The organism is Actinopolyspora mortivallis DSM 44261 (assembly GCF_000384035.1).
Taxonomy (GTDB): domain Bacteria; phylum Actinomycetota; class Actinomycetes; order Mycobacteriales; family Pseudonocardiaceae; genus Actinopolyspora; species Actinopolyspora mortivallis.
In genome coordinates this window covers 2068321-2083807 of the sequence record NZ_KB913024.1, presented here as the reverse complement: position 1 = coordinate 2083807, position 15487 = coordinate 2068321, and the positions used below count along the sequence as shown (strand labels likewise).

General features: G+C 69.4%; 8 protein-coding genes and 1 tRNA gene. 6 read left to right on the top strand and 3 right to left on the bottom strand.

What is annotated here, in order from left to right:
• Positions 1 to 73: 73 nt before the first annotated feature.
• Positions 74 to 628, bottom strand: a complete 555-nt coding sequence (locus ACTMO_RS0109875) for a GNAT family N-acetyltransferase (protein ID WP_019854528.1) — start codon at positions 626 to 628, stop codon at positions 74 to 76.
• A gap of 343 nt (positions 629 to 971) precedes the next feature.
• On the opposite strand from ACTMO_RS0109875, the gene ACTMO_RS0109870 reads away from it, so the two are divergent.
• Genes ACTMO_RS0109870 through ACTMO_RS0109860 form a run of 3 tightly spaced genes read left to right on the top strand, consistent with a single transcriptional unit; the run spans position 972 to position 10758 of the window.
• Positions 972 to 2735 carry a fatty acyl-AMP ligase gene (locus ACTMO_RS0109870; RefSeq protein WP_026449055.1) on the top strand — a complete coding sequence of 588 codons (1764 nt, stop codon included), beginning with the start codon at positions 972 to 974 and terminating at the stop codon, positions 2733 to 2735.
• Positions 2728 to 9180 carry a type I polyketide synthase gene (locus ACTMO_RS0109865; RefSeq protein WP_019854526.1) on the top strand — a complete coding sequence of 2151 codons (6453 nt, stop codon included), beginning with the start codon at positions 2728 to 2730 and terminating at the stop codon, positions 9178 to 9180. Before ACTMO_RS0109870 ends, ACTMO_RS0109865 begins: the two co-directional genes overlap by 8 nt.
• A 42-nt stretch (positions 9181 to 9222) precedes the next feature.
• Entirely contained in the window at positions 9223 to 10758 is a 1536-nt protein-coding gene (locus ACTMO_RS0109860) for a carboxyl transferase domain-containing protein (RefSeq protein WP_033401860.1), read from the top strand.
• A gap of 59 nt (positions 10759 to 10817) precedes the next feature.
• Here ACTMO_RS0109860 and ACTMO_RS20870 read toward each other — a convergent pair whose 3' ends face one another.
• Entirely contained in the window at positions 10818 to 12059 is a 1242-nt protein-coding gene (locus tag ACTMO_RS20870; RefSeq protein WP_019854524.1) for a PucR-like N-terminal domain-containing protein, read from the bottom strand.
• Between the two features lie 408 nt (positions 12060 to 12467).
• A tRNA-Pro gene (locus ACTMO_RS0109850) sits at positions 12468 to 12544 on the bottom strand.
• A 135-nt stretch (positions 12545 to 12679) separates the two neighbouring features.
• Here ACTMO_RS0109850 and ACTMO_RS0109845 point away from each other — a divergent pair.
• The 3 genes from ACTMO_RS0109845 to ACTMO_RS0109835 all read left to right on the top strand — a co-directional run bounded on the left by ACTMO_RS0109845 (position 12680) and on the right by ACTMO_RS0109835 (position 15425).
• Complete coding sequence (locus tag ACTMO_RS0109845) at positions 12680 to 13066, top strand: DUF5313 family protein (protein WP_033401858.1); 387 nt, start codon at positions 12680 to 12682, stop codon at positions 13064 to 13066.
• Between the two features lie 187 nt (positions 13067 to 13253).
• Entirely contained in the window at positions 13254 to 14564 is a 1311-nt protein-coding gene (locus tag ACTMO_RS0109840) for an aspartate aminotransferase family protein (RefSeq protein WP_019854522.1), read from the top strand.
• Positions 14565 to 14819: 255 nt separating this feature from the next.
• Positions 14820 to 15425: a class I SAM-dependent methyltransferase gene (locus ACTMO_RS0109835; protein WP_019854521.1), complete on the top strand. Its 606-nt coding sequence runs from the start codon at positions 14820 to 14822 to the stop codon at positions 15423 to 15425.
• The last annotated feature ends 62 nt before the right edge of the window (positions 15426 to 15487 follow it).

The window sequence follows — 15487 nt, the reverse complement described above, 5'->3', positions numbered from 1 at the left end:
TTCGTGGGAGACGGCGACAGCGGGGATCCTAGTCGATCCGGGCACGGAGGCGACGGTGTGCTCGCCGGTCGGGTCACGAAGGGGGCGGGACGGGGCCGTCGAAGTCGGCCCTGCGGAGGCGGAAGACCTGCAACAGCAGGCCGTAGTACTTGGTGGTCTCGCCCACCCACTCCATGCCGAGCCTGCGGGCGGTGGCCACGGCCCGGGAGTTCGAGGAGCGGGCCACGGCGAAGATCTCGTCGACGTCCTGGGAGAAGGCCCAACCGATCAGGGCGCGGGCCCCCTCGGTGGCGTAGCCCTTGCCCCACTGGTCCTGGCGCACCTGCCACCTGATCTCTATGTCCTCCTCGTAGGGAGGCAGCAGTCGCAGTCCCAGGCCACCGACGAGTTCGTCGTCCGCGCGACGGACCATCGCCCACCTCCCTGTGGGAGGGGCGAGGTTGGGGGCGGCCTCGATCCAGGCGTCCAGCACGGAACGCATCGCCTTCGGGTCGCCGACCCGCTGCATGACCGGTGCGAGCCACACGGCGACCTCGGGGTTCCCGTAGATCCGGAAGGCCGCCTCGGCGTCCTCGGCGGTCCAGTCGCGTATCAGCAGCCGTTCGGTACGCAGCGACAGGGGCGCCATGTCGCACACGGTACCCGAGGGGAGAGCTCCGGGCCGGGTGTTCCGGGCTCCGTCGGGATCCCCGCGTGGTGGCTCCGGAGTCGCGCAGCGTCCGGTTCGCTCCCGGAGGCGGGGCGGACACGACGACCTCCCCGTGGGAGGTGATTGTCATCGTGGTGACAAGAATTGTTTTTCCGTGGCGCACCACAATGCGTTCGTGGTGCTTTCCTCGTTTTTTTCGAATCGGTCGGTGTTGACAGGGTTTCGGACACCGTGAAATCTTCGTCCCGCTGTTCGGACGGACTTGTCCGACAATTTTTTCCCTTTCGGACTGGTGTTTTTGCCGCTGAGGCGGGAAGGTTGTATGGAATCAACTGTCGCGGTCCCCGTGTATCGGCGAAACGAGGTCGCCCTGACTGACTGTCTGACCCGTTTCGCGACGACACGCGGAAACGCCACCGCGATCACGTTCGTGGACTACGCGACGAGTCCCGACGGGATCACGCGCTCGTTGACGTACTCGGAACTGCACGACCGGGTGTGCGCCGTGGCCGCACGACTCCGGCGTGATTTCCGTCGAGGACAGCGAGCGGCGGTCATGGCCCCCCAGGGGGTCGAGTACGTGGTCGGCTTCCTGGGGGCGATCCACGCGGGCCTGATAGCCGTCCCCCTGTTTCCGCCGGGCCCGGAGGGAGGGCCCGGCAGGATCGCCTCCGTGCTCGCGGACTGCGAACCCTCCTGCGTGCTCACGGTGGAGGAGGAAGACGAGCGACTCGCCCGGACGCTGCGGGAGTGTGGCTTCCCCGACCTCGAACGCGTGGCCGTCGACGTGCTCGCCGAGCGGGCGGGCGACCAGTACCGGCGTCCGGAGACCGATCCCGGTGAGGTGGCCTATCTGCAGTACACCTCCGGATCGACACGAACCCCCACGGGGGTGGAGATTACCCACGCCAACGTACTCTCCAACGCCGCGCAGGCCCTGGAGGCCTATGTGGGCGAGGACCCGGACGCGAGCACGGTGAGTTGGTTGCCCCTCTACCACGACATGGGGTTGGTGCTGTCGGTGGCCGCGCCACTGGTGGGGGGTATCCACACGGTGTTGATGGATCCGGCCGCCTTCCTACGGCGGCCGGTGCGTTGGTTGTGGCACCTCTCGGTGAACTCCCCGTCCGTGACCGCGGCCCCCAACTTCGCTTTCGACTACTGCGCCGCGAAGGTGTCCGAGAAGGACAGGGCGTGGCTCAGTCTGGACGGGGTCCGTTCGGTGATCAACGGCAGTGAACCGGTGCGACCCGCCACGATGGAACGGTTCAACCGCGTGTTCGCCCCCTGCGGACTGCCCCCCGAGAGCCACCGCTGTTCCTTCGGTCTGGCCGAGGCGACCGTGTTCGTCTCGGCCAGCCGGGCGCACCGACAACCGAGGACCGTTCGTTTCGATCGTGTCGCCTTGGGGGAAGGTCTCGCGCGGGTGGCCGAGACGGGAGCGGAGTACAGCGAACTGGTCTCCTGCGGCGGCCCCATCGGACAACGGGTGGCCGTCGTCGACCCGGACACGCATCGTCCGTTGCCGGAAGGGACCGTCGGAGAGATCTGGGTCAACGGCCCCAACACCGGCCGCGGCTACTGGAAACACGACCCGGCCGAGTCCGCGAGCGTGTTCGACGCCCACCTGGTCGAACCGGGGGAGCTGCCGGGCGACGGGTGGCTGCGCACCGGTGACCTCGGAGTCCTCCACGAGGGCGAACTCTACGTGACCGGGCGGATCAAGGACCTGATCGTGCTGGACGGTCGCAACCACTACCCCCAGGACGTCGAGGAAACCGTCGAGCGGCACGAGCAGCTGCGCAAACACCACACCGCGGCGTTCCCGGTGACCGTGGACGGAACCGAACGGCTGGTGGTGGCCGCCGAGTACGCGCGTTCCACACCGCCGCACCTGCGGAATCCGGAGGAGACCGCGGCGGCGGTGCGCAAGGAGGTGGCCGCCGAGCACGGGATCTCGGTGCACGAGTTGCTGCTGCTCGAACCGGACACCGTGCCGCGGACCTCCAGCGGCAAGGTCGCCCGGCAGCTGTGCAAGAGGCGCTACCTGGACGACGAGTTGGGATCCGAGGACCTACATGGCTGATCACTCCGAGATCCGGGAGTGGCTGACACACCGGATCGCCGAGCACACCGGTCAAAGCCCCGCCGATGTGGACACACGACGCCCCTTCGACGAGTTCGGGCTCTCCTCCCGGGACGTGGTGGCTCTGTCCGGGGAACTGGAGAGCCTGGTGGGCAGAGCGCTGCCGTCCACCCTGCTCTGGGAGCACCCGACGGTGGAACGGCTGAGCGAGGCCCTGGCCGGAGCCTCCGCACCGGACGGGACGGCCGCCGCCCCGGAACCGGGGGAGCCGGTGGCGGTGGTCGGAATGGGCTGTCGCTTTCCCGGGGTGAACGGCCCCGAGGAGTTCTGGCGGTTGCTCACGCGAGGTGCCGACACGATCGGCACCGTGCCCGAGGGGAGATGGGAGTCCTTCACCGCAGGACGGGATGAGCCCCTGGAGGGACTTCCCCGGGCGGGTGGCTACTTCGCGGACGTGTCCGGTTTCGACGCTGGGTTCTTCGGCGTGTCACCGCGCGAGGCCGAGGTGACCGATCCGCAGCAGCGCCTGCTGCTGGAAGTGGCCTGGGAGGCACTCGAACACGCGGGCAGCGCCCCCGAGAGGCTGCGCGGCTCGGCCACCGGGGTGTTCGTCGGAGCGGCGGCCACGGAGTACGCGCAGCTCACCGCCGGTGACGTCGACGCCGTCGACGCCTGGACCGGAACCGGGGCGGCCATGAGCGTGATCGCGAACCGGCTGTCCTACCTGCTCGACCTGCGGGGACCGAGCATGACCGTGGACACCGCCTGTTCCTCCTCGTTGGTGGCGCTGCACCAGGCGTGTGCCAGCCTGCGCGCGGGCGAGAGCGTCACCGCACTGGCCGGCGGGGTGAATCTGCTGCTCTCCCCCTCGGTGACGGCCAGTTTCCACCGGGCCGAAGCGTTGGCCCCGGACGGGCGTTGCAAACCGTTCGACGCCGCCGCCGACGGAATCGTACGCGGCGAGGGCTGCGGTGTGCTGGTGCTCAAACTGCTTTCCCGCGCCCGCAGGGACGGTGACGTGATCCACGCGGTCGTCCGGGGCTCGGCCGTGAACTCGGACGGACGTTCGAACGGCCTGATGGCTCCCAACCCGGCCGCGCAGGCCGAACTGCTGCGCGGGGCTTACAGGGCCGCCGAGCTCGACCCCGCCGTGGTGGACTACGTGGAGGCCCACGGGACGGGGACACTGCTGGGGGACCCCATCGAGGCTCGGGCGCTGGGCGAGGTGCTCGGACGGGGGCGGGAGGAGGCACGTCCGGTGCTGCTCGGATCCGTCAAGGCCAACCTCGGTCATCTGGAGGCCGCGGCCGGTGTGGCCGGGCTCCTCAAAGTGGTGCTCGCCATGCGGCACGGGACGCTGCCCGCCACACCGAACCACCGGGAACCCAACCCGCACATCCCGTTCGAGCGGGACCGTCTCGACGTGGTGCGGAACAGCCGGGACTGGCCGCACTACTCGGGGACGAAACGAGCCGGGGTCTCCGGGTTCGGTTTCGGCGGCACCAACGCCCACGTGGTACTGGAGTCCTGGCCTTTTCCCGCCACGGGCGGGGACTCGGACGATTCCCCCCACGTTTTCGTGTTCTCCGGCAGCGACGAGCGGAGACTGCGGGCCACGGCGGAACGGACGGCCACCTGGCTCGACGGTCCGGGCGAGGCGACACCCTCGGGGGAACTGGCCGGGGCCCTGCTGCACGACCGCCAGCACCACGTGGAACGTGCCGCCGTGGTCACCGCCGACCGGCGGGAACTGGTCCGGCGACTGCGTTCGCTGGCCGAGGGGCGTGACACGGCGACCGTGATCCGCGGACGGGCCGACGCCGCCGAGCGGGGGCCGGTGTGGGTGTTCTCCGGTTACGGTTCGCAGTGGCCGGGAATGTGCCGACAGCTGCTGCGGCGGGAACCGGAGCTCGCCGACTCCCTCGGCGAGCGCGACGCGGACTTCCGGAGAACGGCGGGGTTCTCGCTGTACGAGATGCTCTCCGAGGGAAACGTCCCGGAAGGGCTCCGCCACGTCCAGTTGGCCCTGTTCGGAACCCAGCTCGCCCTGGCGGAACTGTGGCGTCGGCGTGGTGTGGAACCGGCCGCCGTCATCGGGCACTCGATGGGCGAGGTCTCCGCCGCGGTGGTGGCGGGTGCGTTGGGGTACCAGACGGGACTGCGGGTCATGGAAACCCGCACCAGGCTGCTGGCGGAGACGGAGTCGGCCGGCGGTGGGGCGATGGCGGTGCTGGAGGCCTCCCCCTCCGAGGTCGAGAGTCTGTCCGAATGGTTTCCCGGGGTGGCCGCGGCCGTGCACACCTCCCCGCGCCGGTGCACCGTCGCCGGACCCGAGGACGAGATCGAACTGATCGTGAAACACTTCCAGCGACGGAACCGGATGGCCACGGTACTGGACGTCTCCGGGGCAGGGCACACCCGCGCGGTCGATCCGTTGCTGGAACCGCTGCGCACCGAGCTGGCAGATTTGGCCCCGGCTCCCGCCCGCGTGCCCGTGTACAGCACGGCGAGCGAGGATCCCCGCCAGCCGGTCTGCTTCGACGCCTCCTACTGGGCGCGCAACCTGCGCAACCCGGTGCGGCTGGACCGTGCCGTGCGGGCGGCGGCCGCCGACGGTTTCGACACCTTCCTGGAGGTGGCTCCCCATCCGATCGTCTCGGGCGGAGTGGAGGAAACGCTCACCGAGGCGGGCGTGAGCTCCCCCGTGGTCGCCTTCAGCTGCCACCGCGACGACGAGGTGGCGGCTTTCCGGGAGAACCTCGCGCGGCTGCTGGTCGGCGGCCACGCCGACACGCGTCCCACACGGCGACGTGTCCGGGACGTGGCACTTCCCCCCACCGCATGGCACCACGAGAGTTTCTGGTTCCCGGTGCGGGCAACACGGCGGGAGCCCGGGGAACATCCCCTGCTCGGGCGGCGGGCCGAGTTGCCGGACGGTGGGATCGTCTGGCGCGGTGACGTGGGAACGCGGTTCCTGCCGTGGCTGGGGGACCACCGTGTGCACGACACCGGAGTGCTGCCCGGCACAGCCTGCGTGGAGATGGTGTTGGTCGCGGCAGCCGCGGCCGCGCGTCGTGCTCCGGAGGAGCTGACGTTGCGGGAACTGGAACTGGACGAGCTGCTCGTGCTCGACACCGAGGTTCCCGTCACCACCCGTGCCGTCCCCGGTGCGGGGGAGGTGACTGTGGAGATCCACTCCGGTTCCCACGAGGAGGGATGGATCCGCCACGCCACCGCCAGGGTCTCCGCGGGGGACGGACGACTCCGGTTGACGACGTGTGAAAAACCGCCGGACCAGGCCGTGCGGCTGTACTCCGGACTGCGTTCCCTGGGGCAGGAGTACGGTCCGGCCTTCCGCACGGTGGAGTCGGTCCGTGCCGGTGGGGGACGGGCCGTGGCCGAACTGGCGTTGCCCTCGGAGGCGGGGTCGGCGGCGGGATTCCGGGCACATCCGGCGCTGTTGGACGGATGTCTGCAGACGCTGGTGGCCGCTGGTCTCGGGCCGGAGAGCCCGCTGGCGGAGACGGAACTGTGCGTTCCGGTTCGTTTCTCCGAGGTCCGGGTTCGCGGTGTCCTGCCGGGTCGGGTCAGGTGCCACTCCAGACTGGAGGAACCGGACGGAAGCGGGGAGGTGCGGGGTTCACTGCTGGTGACCGACGACCGGGACCGCCCCGTGGCCGAGATCGGACAGGTGCGGGCGCGTGGGTTGGCGGCGACTCCGGTGCCGCGCGAGTGCTCCGAGGCCTTCCTGCTGCACCACTGGAGAGAGCAACCACAGCCGGAACCGCGGGAGCGTGCGGGAAGCTGGCTGCTGTTCGGAGCACCGGACGACCTGGCCGAACGGCTGCGTGAACTCGGGCAACGGGTCTCGGTGCGCGGCCCCCTCCGGGAGGAGGTGCCCTCCGAGGCGCTGGACGAACTCGCCGCGACGGCCGAGCATCCCCCGCGCGGGGTCCTCGTCGCCGTGGACGGCAACGATCCGGACTCCCCCACAGGGGCGTCCGGGCGGTGGTTGCCGCGCCTGGCGGGGGTGGTCGCCGCGCTGCGGGAACGCTTCGGCGTCACTGTCCGGCTCTGGATCCTCGGCTCGGGGGAGTACCACTCGGCGCTGCGCTCGTTGGTGCGTGTGCTGGCCTTCGAACACCCGGGAGAACACGTCTCGCTCCTCGAAGCGCGGGAGACCCCGGCGCTTTCCCTGGCGCGGGAACTGTGTGCGGACACTCCGGAGGACGACGTCCGCTGGGAGGGACAACGGCGTCGGGTGGGCAGGCTCTGTCGCGAGACCCGCACTCCCACCCCGGAGGGGCTGCCGGTGCGGGACGGAGCGTACGTGATCACCGGGGGGTTGGGTGGACTCGGTTACACCTTCGCCCGCGAACTGGTCCGTCGGGGGGCGCGGCGCGTGGTGCTCAACGGACGTGGCGCTCCCACACCGGAGCTACGGGAGGACATGGACCGTCTGCGGGAACGTGGCGCCGAGGTCGTCGTGGTCAACGGAGACATAGCCGCTCCGGCGGTGGCCGAGCGGCTGGTCGCCGCCGCCACGGAGGGACGGACGGAGCTGTGCGGGGTGTTGCACGCGGCAGGAGTGGTCGAGGACGTGGCCTACACCGAGCTGGACGAGCGGACCCTGGAGCGGGTGTGGCGCGTCAAAGTGGACGGTGCGCTGCGGCTGCACGAGGCCACGAGGACACTCCGGCCGGACTGGTGGGCGGTTTTCTCCTCGGCGGCGGCCCTGCTGGGGTCCCCGGGGCAGGCCGCCTACGCGGCGGCCAACGGGGCGTTGGACGATCTGGTGCGGTGGCGGCGTGCCCAGGGACTGCCCGCTGTCAGCGTGCAGTGGGGTCCGTGGGGCCGGGTCGGCGGGGCCAGCGCGACGTTCTCCGACGTGCTTCCACCCCTGTCCCCCGAGACCGGTGTCCGTGCCTTCGAGGCCGCGCTCGGCGCCGAGGACGAGGTGGTCGGTGTGGCGTGGCTGAACGCGACACGGGTGGCCGAGCGTTTCCCCGAGGCGACACGACGTCCCTTCTTCCGCGAGGTGCTCGGCACCTCGGCGGAGGAGCACACGGGGATCGACCTCGACCGCCTGCGTGGGCTGGAACCCGACCAGGCGCTGCGTGGGATCACCACGCGCCTGGGCGAGCTGCTGGGGAGGGTCTCCGGTACCGAACCGGGAAGTCTCGACGTCGACACTGCCCTGACCGGACTGGGTTTCGACTCGTTGATGGCGATGCGGGCCCGCAACGCCGTCGAGAACGAGTTCGGGGTCACCGTCCCCACCACCCTGCTGCTGCGGGGAGCAAGTACCGCCGATCTCGCCCGGCACATCGCGGAACGGCTCGGTGTGCGGACCGTGGAGGAGGACACCGACGGTGCGGCCCGTGTGATCGGTCCCCGGGACGCCACGGAACGCTGGATCGCTCGGTTGTGGCGTGAGGCGCTCGACATCGACGAGATCGGCGTGGACCGGGACTTCTTCGCCTCCGGCGGGGACACCTCCGCCGCGGAGAGGGTCTCCGCCGCGGTCGCCGAGCGGCTCGGCGAGGAGGTCGCCGGGCTGTTCGAACATCCGACCGTGGAACGAATGGCCGACCTGGTCCGACAACGTTTCGAGGATGCCCGGGGGCCCGTTCGGCGGTTGCGCGCGGAGGGCGATGCCACGCCGTTGTTCCTGTTTCACCCGGCGGGTGGTCCCACCAGCGTCTACCTGCCGCTCACGGAACGGCTCGGGTCGAACCAGCCCTGCTACGGCCTGGAACGACTGGATCGTTTCGACACCGTGGAGGACAAGGCCGAGGAGTACGTCGGCCTGATCCGAGAGATCCAACCACAGGGACCCTATCGGCTGGGTGGATGGTCCTTCGGCGGCTGTCTGGCCTTCGAGACCGCGCGCAGGCTGACGGCGGCCGGCGGCCGGGTGGAACTCGTGGTGCTCGTGGACACGATCCTGCCGTCGGACTCCGAGCAGCCGCGGGACGAGCTGGTCACCCGGCGTTTCGAGCGCTTCGTCGACCACGTGGAACACACCTACGGAGTGTCACTGCCGGTGTCGCGGGAGGAGCTGGCCGGGCTGGACGAGACTGAGCAGCTGGAACGTGTGATGCACGCGCTCGCGGAGTCCGAGGCCGGGATCGGGCGGGGAGTGCTGCGACACCAGTACACCTCCTATGTGGACGCCCGCATCGCCGAACGCTATCGCCCGGGGCGTTACGACGGCCCGGTGGTGCTCTACCGGGCGGAGCGGGCCGAGCACACCACCACCAAGCTGGATCCGCGCTACCTGCGTACGGACACGACGCTGGGGTGGGACGAGTTCGCGGGTGATCTGGAGGTCGTGCGGGTTCCCGGCGACCACCTCTCGATGATCGATCCGCCGCATGTGGAGCACATCGCCGAGCACCTGCGTGGGCTGCTCCGTGACGGGGACCGTCCGGAAGGAGAGTGATCCGTGGTGGGTGAGGAGTTCCGGGACACCACGGCAGGACGCATGGCGGAGTTCGAGCAACGGTACCGAGCCGCCGTGGTCGGGACCGAGCGGCGGGCGAGGCAGAAGCAGCACCCGCGTGGCAAGCACACCGCTCGGGAACGGGTGGAGCTGCTCGTCGACAGGGGGTCCTTCGTGGAGACGGGTGAGTTCGTCCAGCACGGCGGCGACTGTCTCGACGAGGAGCAGCGTCGTTACGGCGACGGGGTGGTGACCGGTCACGCCACCGTGGACGGACGGAAGGTGTGCCTGTTCGCCCACGACTTCAGCACGTTCGGTGGGAGTATGGGCGAGGCCTTCGGCGAGAAGGTGGTCAAGATCATGGATCTGGCGTTGAAGATCGGCTGTCCGTTGATCGGCCTCAACGACTCCGGTGGGGCGCGGATCCAGGAGGGGGTCACCTCGCTGGCCTACTACGCCGAGGTGGCACGGCGTAATTCCCGGGCCTCGGGAGTGGTCCCCCAGATCTCCGTGGTCATGGGCCCGTGTGCCGGGGGAGCGGTCTACACTCCGGCGTTGACCGACTTCACCGTCATGGTGGATCGCACCTCGCGCATGTTCGTCACCGGTCCCGAGGTGGTTCGCTCCGTCACCGGCGAGGAGATCAGCGCCGAGGAACTCGGCGGCGCCGGCGTCAACGCCTCGTCGGCGGGCAACGTGCACTACGTCGCCGCGGACGAGGAGGACGCCCTCGACTGGGTGCGGACGTTGTTGACGTTCCTGCCGGACAACAACCTGCAGGCTCCCCCCGAGTTCGCCGAGGCGGAGGCCGCGTTACCCGCGAGCGAACTGGACACCCTCGTTCCGGACTCGGCACACCGTTCCTACGACATGCTTCGGGTGCTCGAGGCGGTGTTGGACGAGGGCGAGCTGTTGGAGGTCCAGTCCGCCCTGGCACCGAACGTGCTGTGCGGTTTCGGACGTCTGCGGGGACGCAGCGTGGGGGTGGTGGCCAACCAGCCGATGCACCAGTCCGGGATCCTGGACATCGACGCCAGCGAGAAGGCGGCCCGGTTCGTGCGTTTCTGCGACGCGTTCAACATCCCGGTGCTGACCTTCGTGGACGTTCCCGGGTACCTGCCGGGAAGCTCCCAGGAACGTCGGGGCGTGATCCGGCGTGGGGCCAAACTGATCTACGCCTATTCGGAGGCCACCGTGCCCAAACTGACCGTGGTCACCAGGAAGGCGTACGGAGGTGGGTACGCGGTGATGGGCTCCAAGCACCTGGGGGCCGACGTGAACCTCGCCTGGCCCACCTCGGAGATCGCCGTCATGGGGGCCGAGGGGGCGGTCGAGCTGCTCTACCGCGAGGAACTGGCAGAGGCGGCGGCCAACGGTTCGGTGGACAAGGTCCGGGCCAAGCTCCTGGCGGAGTACCGCGAGGAGTTCGCCAACCCCTACGCGGCGGCGCGGCGTGGGTACGTGGACGCGGTGATCAGACCCTCGTGGACCAGGCAGAGGCTGGCCACCTCCCTGGAGACGCTGGAGACCAAACGTGAGGAGGGCCCGCCGAGGAAACACAGTACGATGCCGCTGTGACCGTGGTGTCTCCCCGGCTGTGTCCGCCCGTGTCCTTCACGGCCCGGTGAGAGGGCGGATCACTCGGCCAGCCACTCCAGGGGTTCGTCGTGGTCGCCGGTGAGCATGTGGGAGGCGCGCAGCACGATCTCCATGTCGAAACGTGATTCGGGATCGTGCAGCGCCGCGCCGAACAGTTCGTCGAGCTGGCGTAACCGGTAGCGGACGGTCTGAGGGTGCACCCGCAGCCGCTGGGCGACCTCAGGAGCCCCGCCCCGGGTCTGCAACCAGCTCAACAGCGTGGTGGCCAGGCGGGCACGTTGCTTGGGACGCAGCGTCGCCAGCGGAGCCAGCCTGCGTCTGGCGAGTTCCTTGATCAACTGTTCGTCCTGCAACAGCAGGATGCTGGAGAGGTCGTCGTGGCAGCGGTTGACGTGTCTGTCCGGCCACATTCCCGAACGGATCAGTTCCATGAGTCGGCGGCACCAGCGCAGCGACCTGTTCGCCTGGTCGAGGGGGACGGGAGAGCCCAGCACCACCCGCCATCCGGCGAGTTCCTTCGACCAGTCGATCCGTTCCGGTTCGTCGTGGTCGCTGGGCACGAGCAGATGTGGCTCGCCGCATTCCAGGTCCACCAGCGCGTTCCAGCCGGACAGCGGATTACTGGTGCTCGGCTGGGTTCGTTCGTACTGTTCCAGTGCCGCCACGGTCACCTTGTCGGGAAGTTTCCACTGCGCGCTCGTGGCCGCCTCCTGGATGCTTCCGGCCGGGGGACGTGGTTCGGACACGAGCAGTTCGAGCAGACGTCTGCGGCGGCGGGCCATCGTGCCCGCCGCGCGGGCCTGGGCGGCGGCGTAGCCTTCCACGGACAGGGCGGTGAGCTCGTCGATGTGGGCGAAGATGGCTTCACCCAGCAGCAGCGTGGTCCGGGGTGGGATGCGGACTCTCTCGCTCAGGTGGGCGACTCGGCGCCAGGCCAGTCTGGCACCGAGTCGGTAGGCGGCCTGGAGGCTGTCCAGGCTGCGCCCTTCGCGCATCTCCGCCTTACCGAGCGCGCGGTGCACGTCGGCGCAGCGGTTCAACGGTGTGCTCGGGTCCGCGATGCGTTCGACGAACCGGCTGAGGGCCTCCTCGATTCCCCGCCTGATGGCGTGGACGTAATGTCGGTCCAGTGGTCGGGCGTATTCCGGAATGCGACGTTGGATCTCGCTCAGGATCTGGTTGGCGAGACTGGGAATCTCCGGGCGCAGCAGTGGTGCCAGGTCGTCGGGGAGCGCCGCCCACAGCCGTGTGCTCTCGGTGCTGTTCATCGCCTTCGTCATGACACTCCCTTTCGGAAGGGGCTCGCGAAAACTCTTTCCGATCCGCACCGCTTTCGTGCTACTGATGAGTAATCACTCTAGTGGGGGGTGTGCCACGAACTTAATCACCTGTTTGGGTGAGCACTTTGTCCGTTCGGTGTATATGAAAAAAGTTCGTTTTGTTGGGGTGTTCGAAAAGGAACGGCGAGCGCATTCGCCCGGATTCGGCCCCCGGCTGATCCGGTGCGCACCCGCCGGAAGGTACCGAGGGGACCGTACGGAGGCTGGCCGGAGGGCGTGCGCACGCCCTTTCGACATCCGCGAAAGGCCGTGGCCGGCAGTGTGAACCGGTCGGTTCCTCATGGGGAACACACGAAAAACCCGCCGCACCGTGTCCTCTTTCGCACACGGCACGGCGGGCTCCGCCACTGGTCGGGACGGCGGGATTCGAACCCACGACCCCCTGACCCCCAGTCAGGTGCGCTACCAAGCTGCGCCACGTCCCGTTCTCGCTCTTTCCTTGTGAACTGTGATCAGCTTACACCACGGCGGAGCGCCCCTCGCAGTGGGGGTGGGTACAACCCCTCGGAGGGGCGCGACGAGGACTACGCTGCGCCGTGATGGGAGCTATGGTCGCAGTGATGGGCACACGCAGACCCAACGCTCTCCAGTGGGTCTGGTACACGTTCGGCGGCAGACTACCCGCGCACCTGTCCGAGTGGGTGCTGCACGACGTCACCTGTCGGACCTGGGTGCTGCGTCACTTCCTGCGCGCCCTGACCCAGCTCGCCCCGTTCTGCGCCGTGGTGCTGCTGTTGCCCGGCCCACTCCACATCCGGCTGAGCTCGGTCGTCCTGGGACTGCTCGTGGGTTTGTTCTACTCGGCGAGCGCGATGGTGGAAACCAACGAACACCGGTTGATCAAACACGGCTACCCGCCGGGCATCGGCAGGGAGACCAGGGCCATCTACCGGGACCTGCGCAGAACAGCCCGGGACGAGGCGCGCAGACGACGTGGGCGGGAGTGAATCCCTGATCCGCCGGCCCGGTGCGAGTGGGGTCCGTGAGCGGGGCGCGGCCTCCGCTCTCCGTGAGTGGCCCGCTCGCCCGTACCGGAGGGCGTATTGCACCGGTCGCGATCACCTTCTAGGTTCGGGATCCGCGTGAGCGGCGGCCACGACGACGGCGGACGGGAACACGGCGGGAAGGCGGACGATGAGCGAGGGTTCCGACCACGGGAAGGGCGAGCACGCGAGTCTGGCGCGGCGGCGCGCGGCGGTGCTGCCGTCCTGGCTCGACACGCTGTACTCCGAACCGATCGACATCGAGAGCGGCTCCGGCAGACACGTCCGGGACGCCGAGGGCAACAGCTATCTCGACTTCTTCGGCGGGATCCTGACCACCATGACCGGCCACGCCGTCCCCGAGGTGACCGAGGCGGTGGCCGCCCAGGCGGGTCGGATCCTGCACTCCTCGACGCTGTACCTGAACCGGCCGATGGTCGAACTGGCCGAACGGATCGCCGAACTCTCCGGCATCGAGGATCCCCGGGTCTTTTTCACCACCAGCGGCACGGAGGCCAACGACACCGCCCTGCTGCTGGCCACCGCCCACCGCTGCTCCAACCAGATCCTGGCGCTGCGCAACAGCTACCACGGTCGCTCGTTCTCCTCGTTGTCCGTCACGGGCAACCGTGCCTGGTCGCCGAGCAGCCTCTCCCCGGTGCAGACGAGTTACGTGCACGGCAGCCGTCGGAGGGGAACCCCCTTCGCCGGGCTCGACGACGCGGAGTTCACCGCTGCCTGTGTGAACGACCTCGAGGACGTGCTGGCCCAGCTGCACGGGAACGTCGCCTGCCTGATCGCCGAGCCGATCCAGGGAGTCGGCGGTTTCACCGCCCCTCCGGACGGGATGCTCGCCCGTTTCAAGGAAGTACTCGACCGGCACGGCATCCTGTGGATCAGCGACGAGGTGCAGACCGGGTGGGGACGTACCGGTGAGCACTTCTGGGGATGGCAGGCCCACGCCGACAACGGCCCTCCCGACATGATCACCTTCGCCAAGGGGATCGGCAACGGGCTGCCCATAGCGGGGGTGGTCGCCCGGGCCGAGGTGATGGAGTCCCTGGAGGGAAACTCGATCTCCACCTTCGGCGGCAGCCCGCTGACCGCCGCGGGTGCCCTCGCCAATCTGGAACACCACCTGCGCAACGATCTGCGGGGCAACGCCCGCGAGGTGGGAGCGGTGCTGCGCGCCGAGCTGTCCGAGGCCGAGGCGCTTCCCGCCGTGGGCGAGATACGGGGAAGGGGCCTGATGCTCGGTGTGGAGCTGCTGCGTTCCGACGGTTCCCCGGCTCCGGAACTCGCCGCCGAGACGACCGAACAGGCTCGTGCCCGTGGGTTGTTGATCGGTAAGGGCGGACTCGAGGGCAACGTGCTGCGGATCGCTCCGCCGTTGAGCCTGACCGAGCAGGAGGCCAGGCAGGGAGCGCGCGTTCTGCTCGAAGCCCTGCGTGTCTCCTGCTGAACGGGTGAGCCCGCCCACCGGGTGTCCGTGGCCTCCGGAGCGGGCACGGATAGGCTGAAACCGGGAAGACCGTGACGGAACCCGTCGCGGTTCCCGGAAGCGGACCGAGCCCGGGACCGCCTGCCCCGAGTCCCGTGACCGGGGACGAGGAGCGGGCGTGTGCCCGGGCAGCACCCGACCGGAAGGCCAGTGTTGACACGATCACAGTCCCCGCGACACCCCCGAACCGGCAGCTCCGACGGCGCGGCTTCGCGGGTGAACTCCCTGTTCACCGAGTACCGCACCTTCGTGACCAGAGCGGTGCGGGAACCCTCCACCGTCGGCGCGGTGTTGCCCAGCTCCCCGGTACTGGCCAGGGAGATGGCCGCGGTGGTGCCGAGCACCGAGCGGCCGGTCGTCGTCGAACTCGGCCCGGGAACCGGAGCGCTCAGCGGGGCGATCGCACAACGGGTTCCCGAGGGGGGCAGACACGTCGCCGTCGAGATCGACCCCGGTATGTGCGAGCACCTGCGTGCCACCCACCCCGGCCTGGAAGTGCTGGAGGGGAACGCCGAGCGTCTGGGGGAGCTGTTGGCCGGGGTGGGGATCCACTCGGTCGACGCCGTGGTCAGCGGCCTGCCCTGGTCGCTTTTCGACGCGGAGTCCCAACGACGTGTGTTGCGTGAGGTGGGCGGGGTGCTGGCTCCCGGCGGAGGATTCACCACGATCGCCTACGCCCATGCGCTCGGACTGCGTGGGGCCCGGCTGTTCCGTCATCGTCTCGGGGAACTCTTCGACGAGGTGATCACCTCGCGCACCGTGTGGCGCAACGTCCCTCCCGCCCGGGTCTACGTCTGCCGCAGACCCGTCCTCCGGGGATAGGGGCCCAGCCCGGCGCCGGCGGAGCCGAAGCGGCGGTGCCCAGCGGGAACGTCGCCGTGTGT

Excerpts from the sequence above, each read along its gene's own strand:
- ACTMO_RS0109875 (WP_019854528.1), bottom strand. The coding sequence starts at position 628 with ATGGCGCCCCTGTCGCTGCGTACCGAACGGCTGCTGATACGCGACTGG.
- ACTMO_RS0109870 (WP_026449055.1), top strand. The coding sequence starts at position 972 with ATGGAATCAACTGTCGCGGTCCCCGTGTATCGGCGAAACGAGGTCGCC.
- ACTMO_RS0109865 (WP_019854526.1), top strand. The coding sequence starts at position 2,728 with ATGGCTGATCACTCCGAGATCCGGGAGTGGCTGACACACCGGATCGCC.
- ACTMO_RS0109860 (WP_033401860.1), top strand. The coding sequence starts at position 9,223 with ATGGCGGAGTTCGAGCAACGGTACCGAGCCGCCGTGGTCGGGACCGAG.
- ACTMO_RS20870 (WP_019854524.1), bottom strand. The coding sequence starts at position 12,059 with ATGACGAAGGCGATGAACAGCACCGAGAGCACACGGCTGTGGGCGGCG.
- ACTMO_RS0109845 (WP_033401858.1), top strand. The coding sequence starts at position 12,680 with ATGGGCACACGCAGACCCAACGCTCTCCAGTGGGTCTGGTACACGTTC.
- ACTMO_RS0109840 (WP_019854522.1), top strand. The coding sequence starts at position 13,254 with ATGAGCGAGGGTTCCGACCACGGGAAGGGCGAGCACGCGAGTCTGGCG.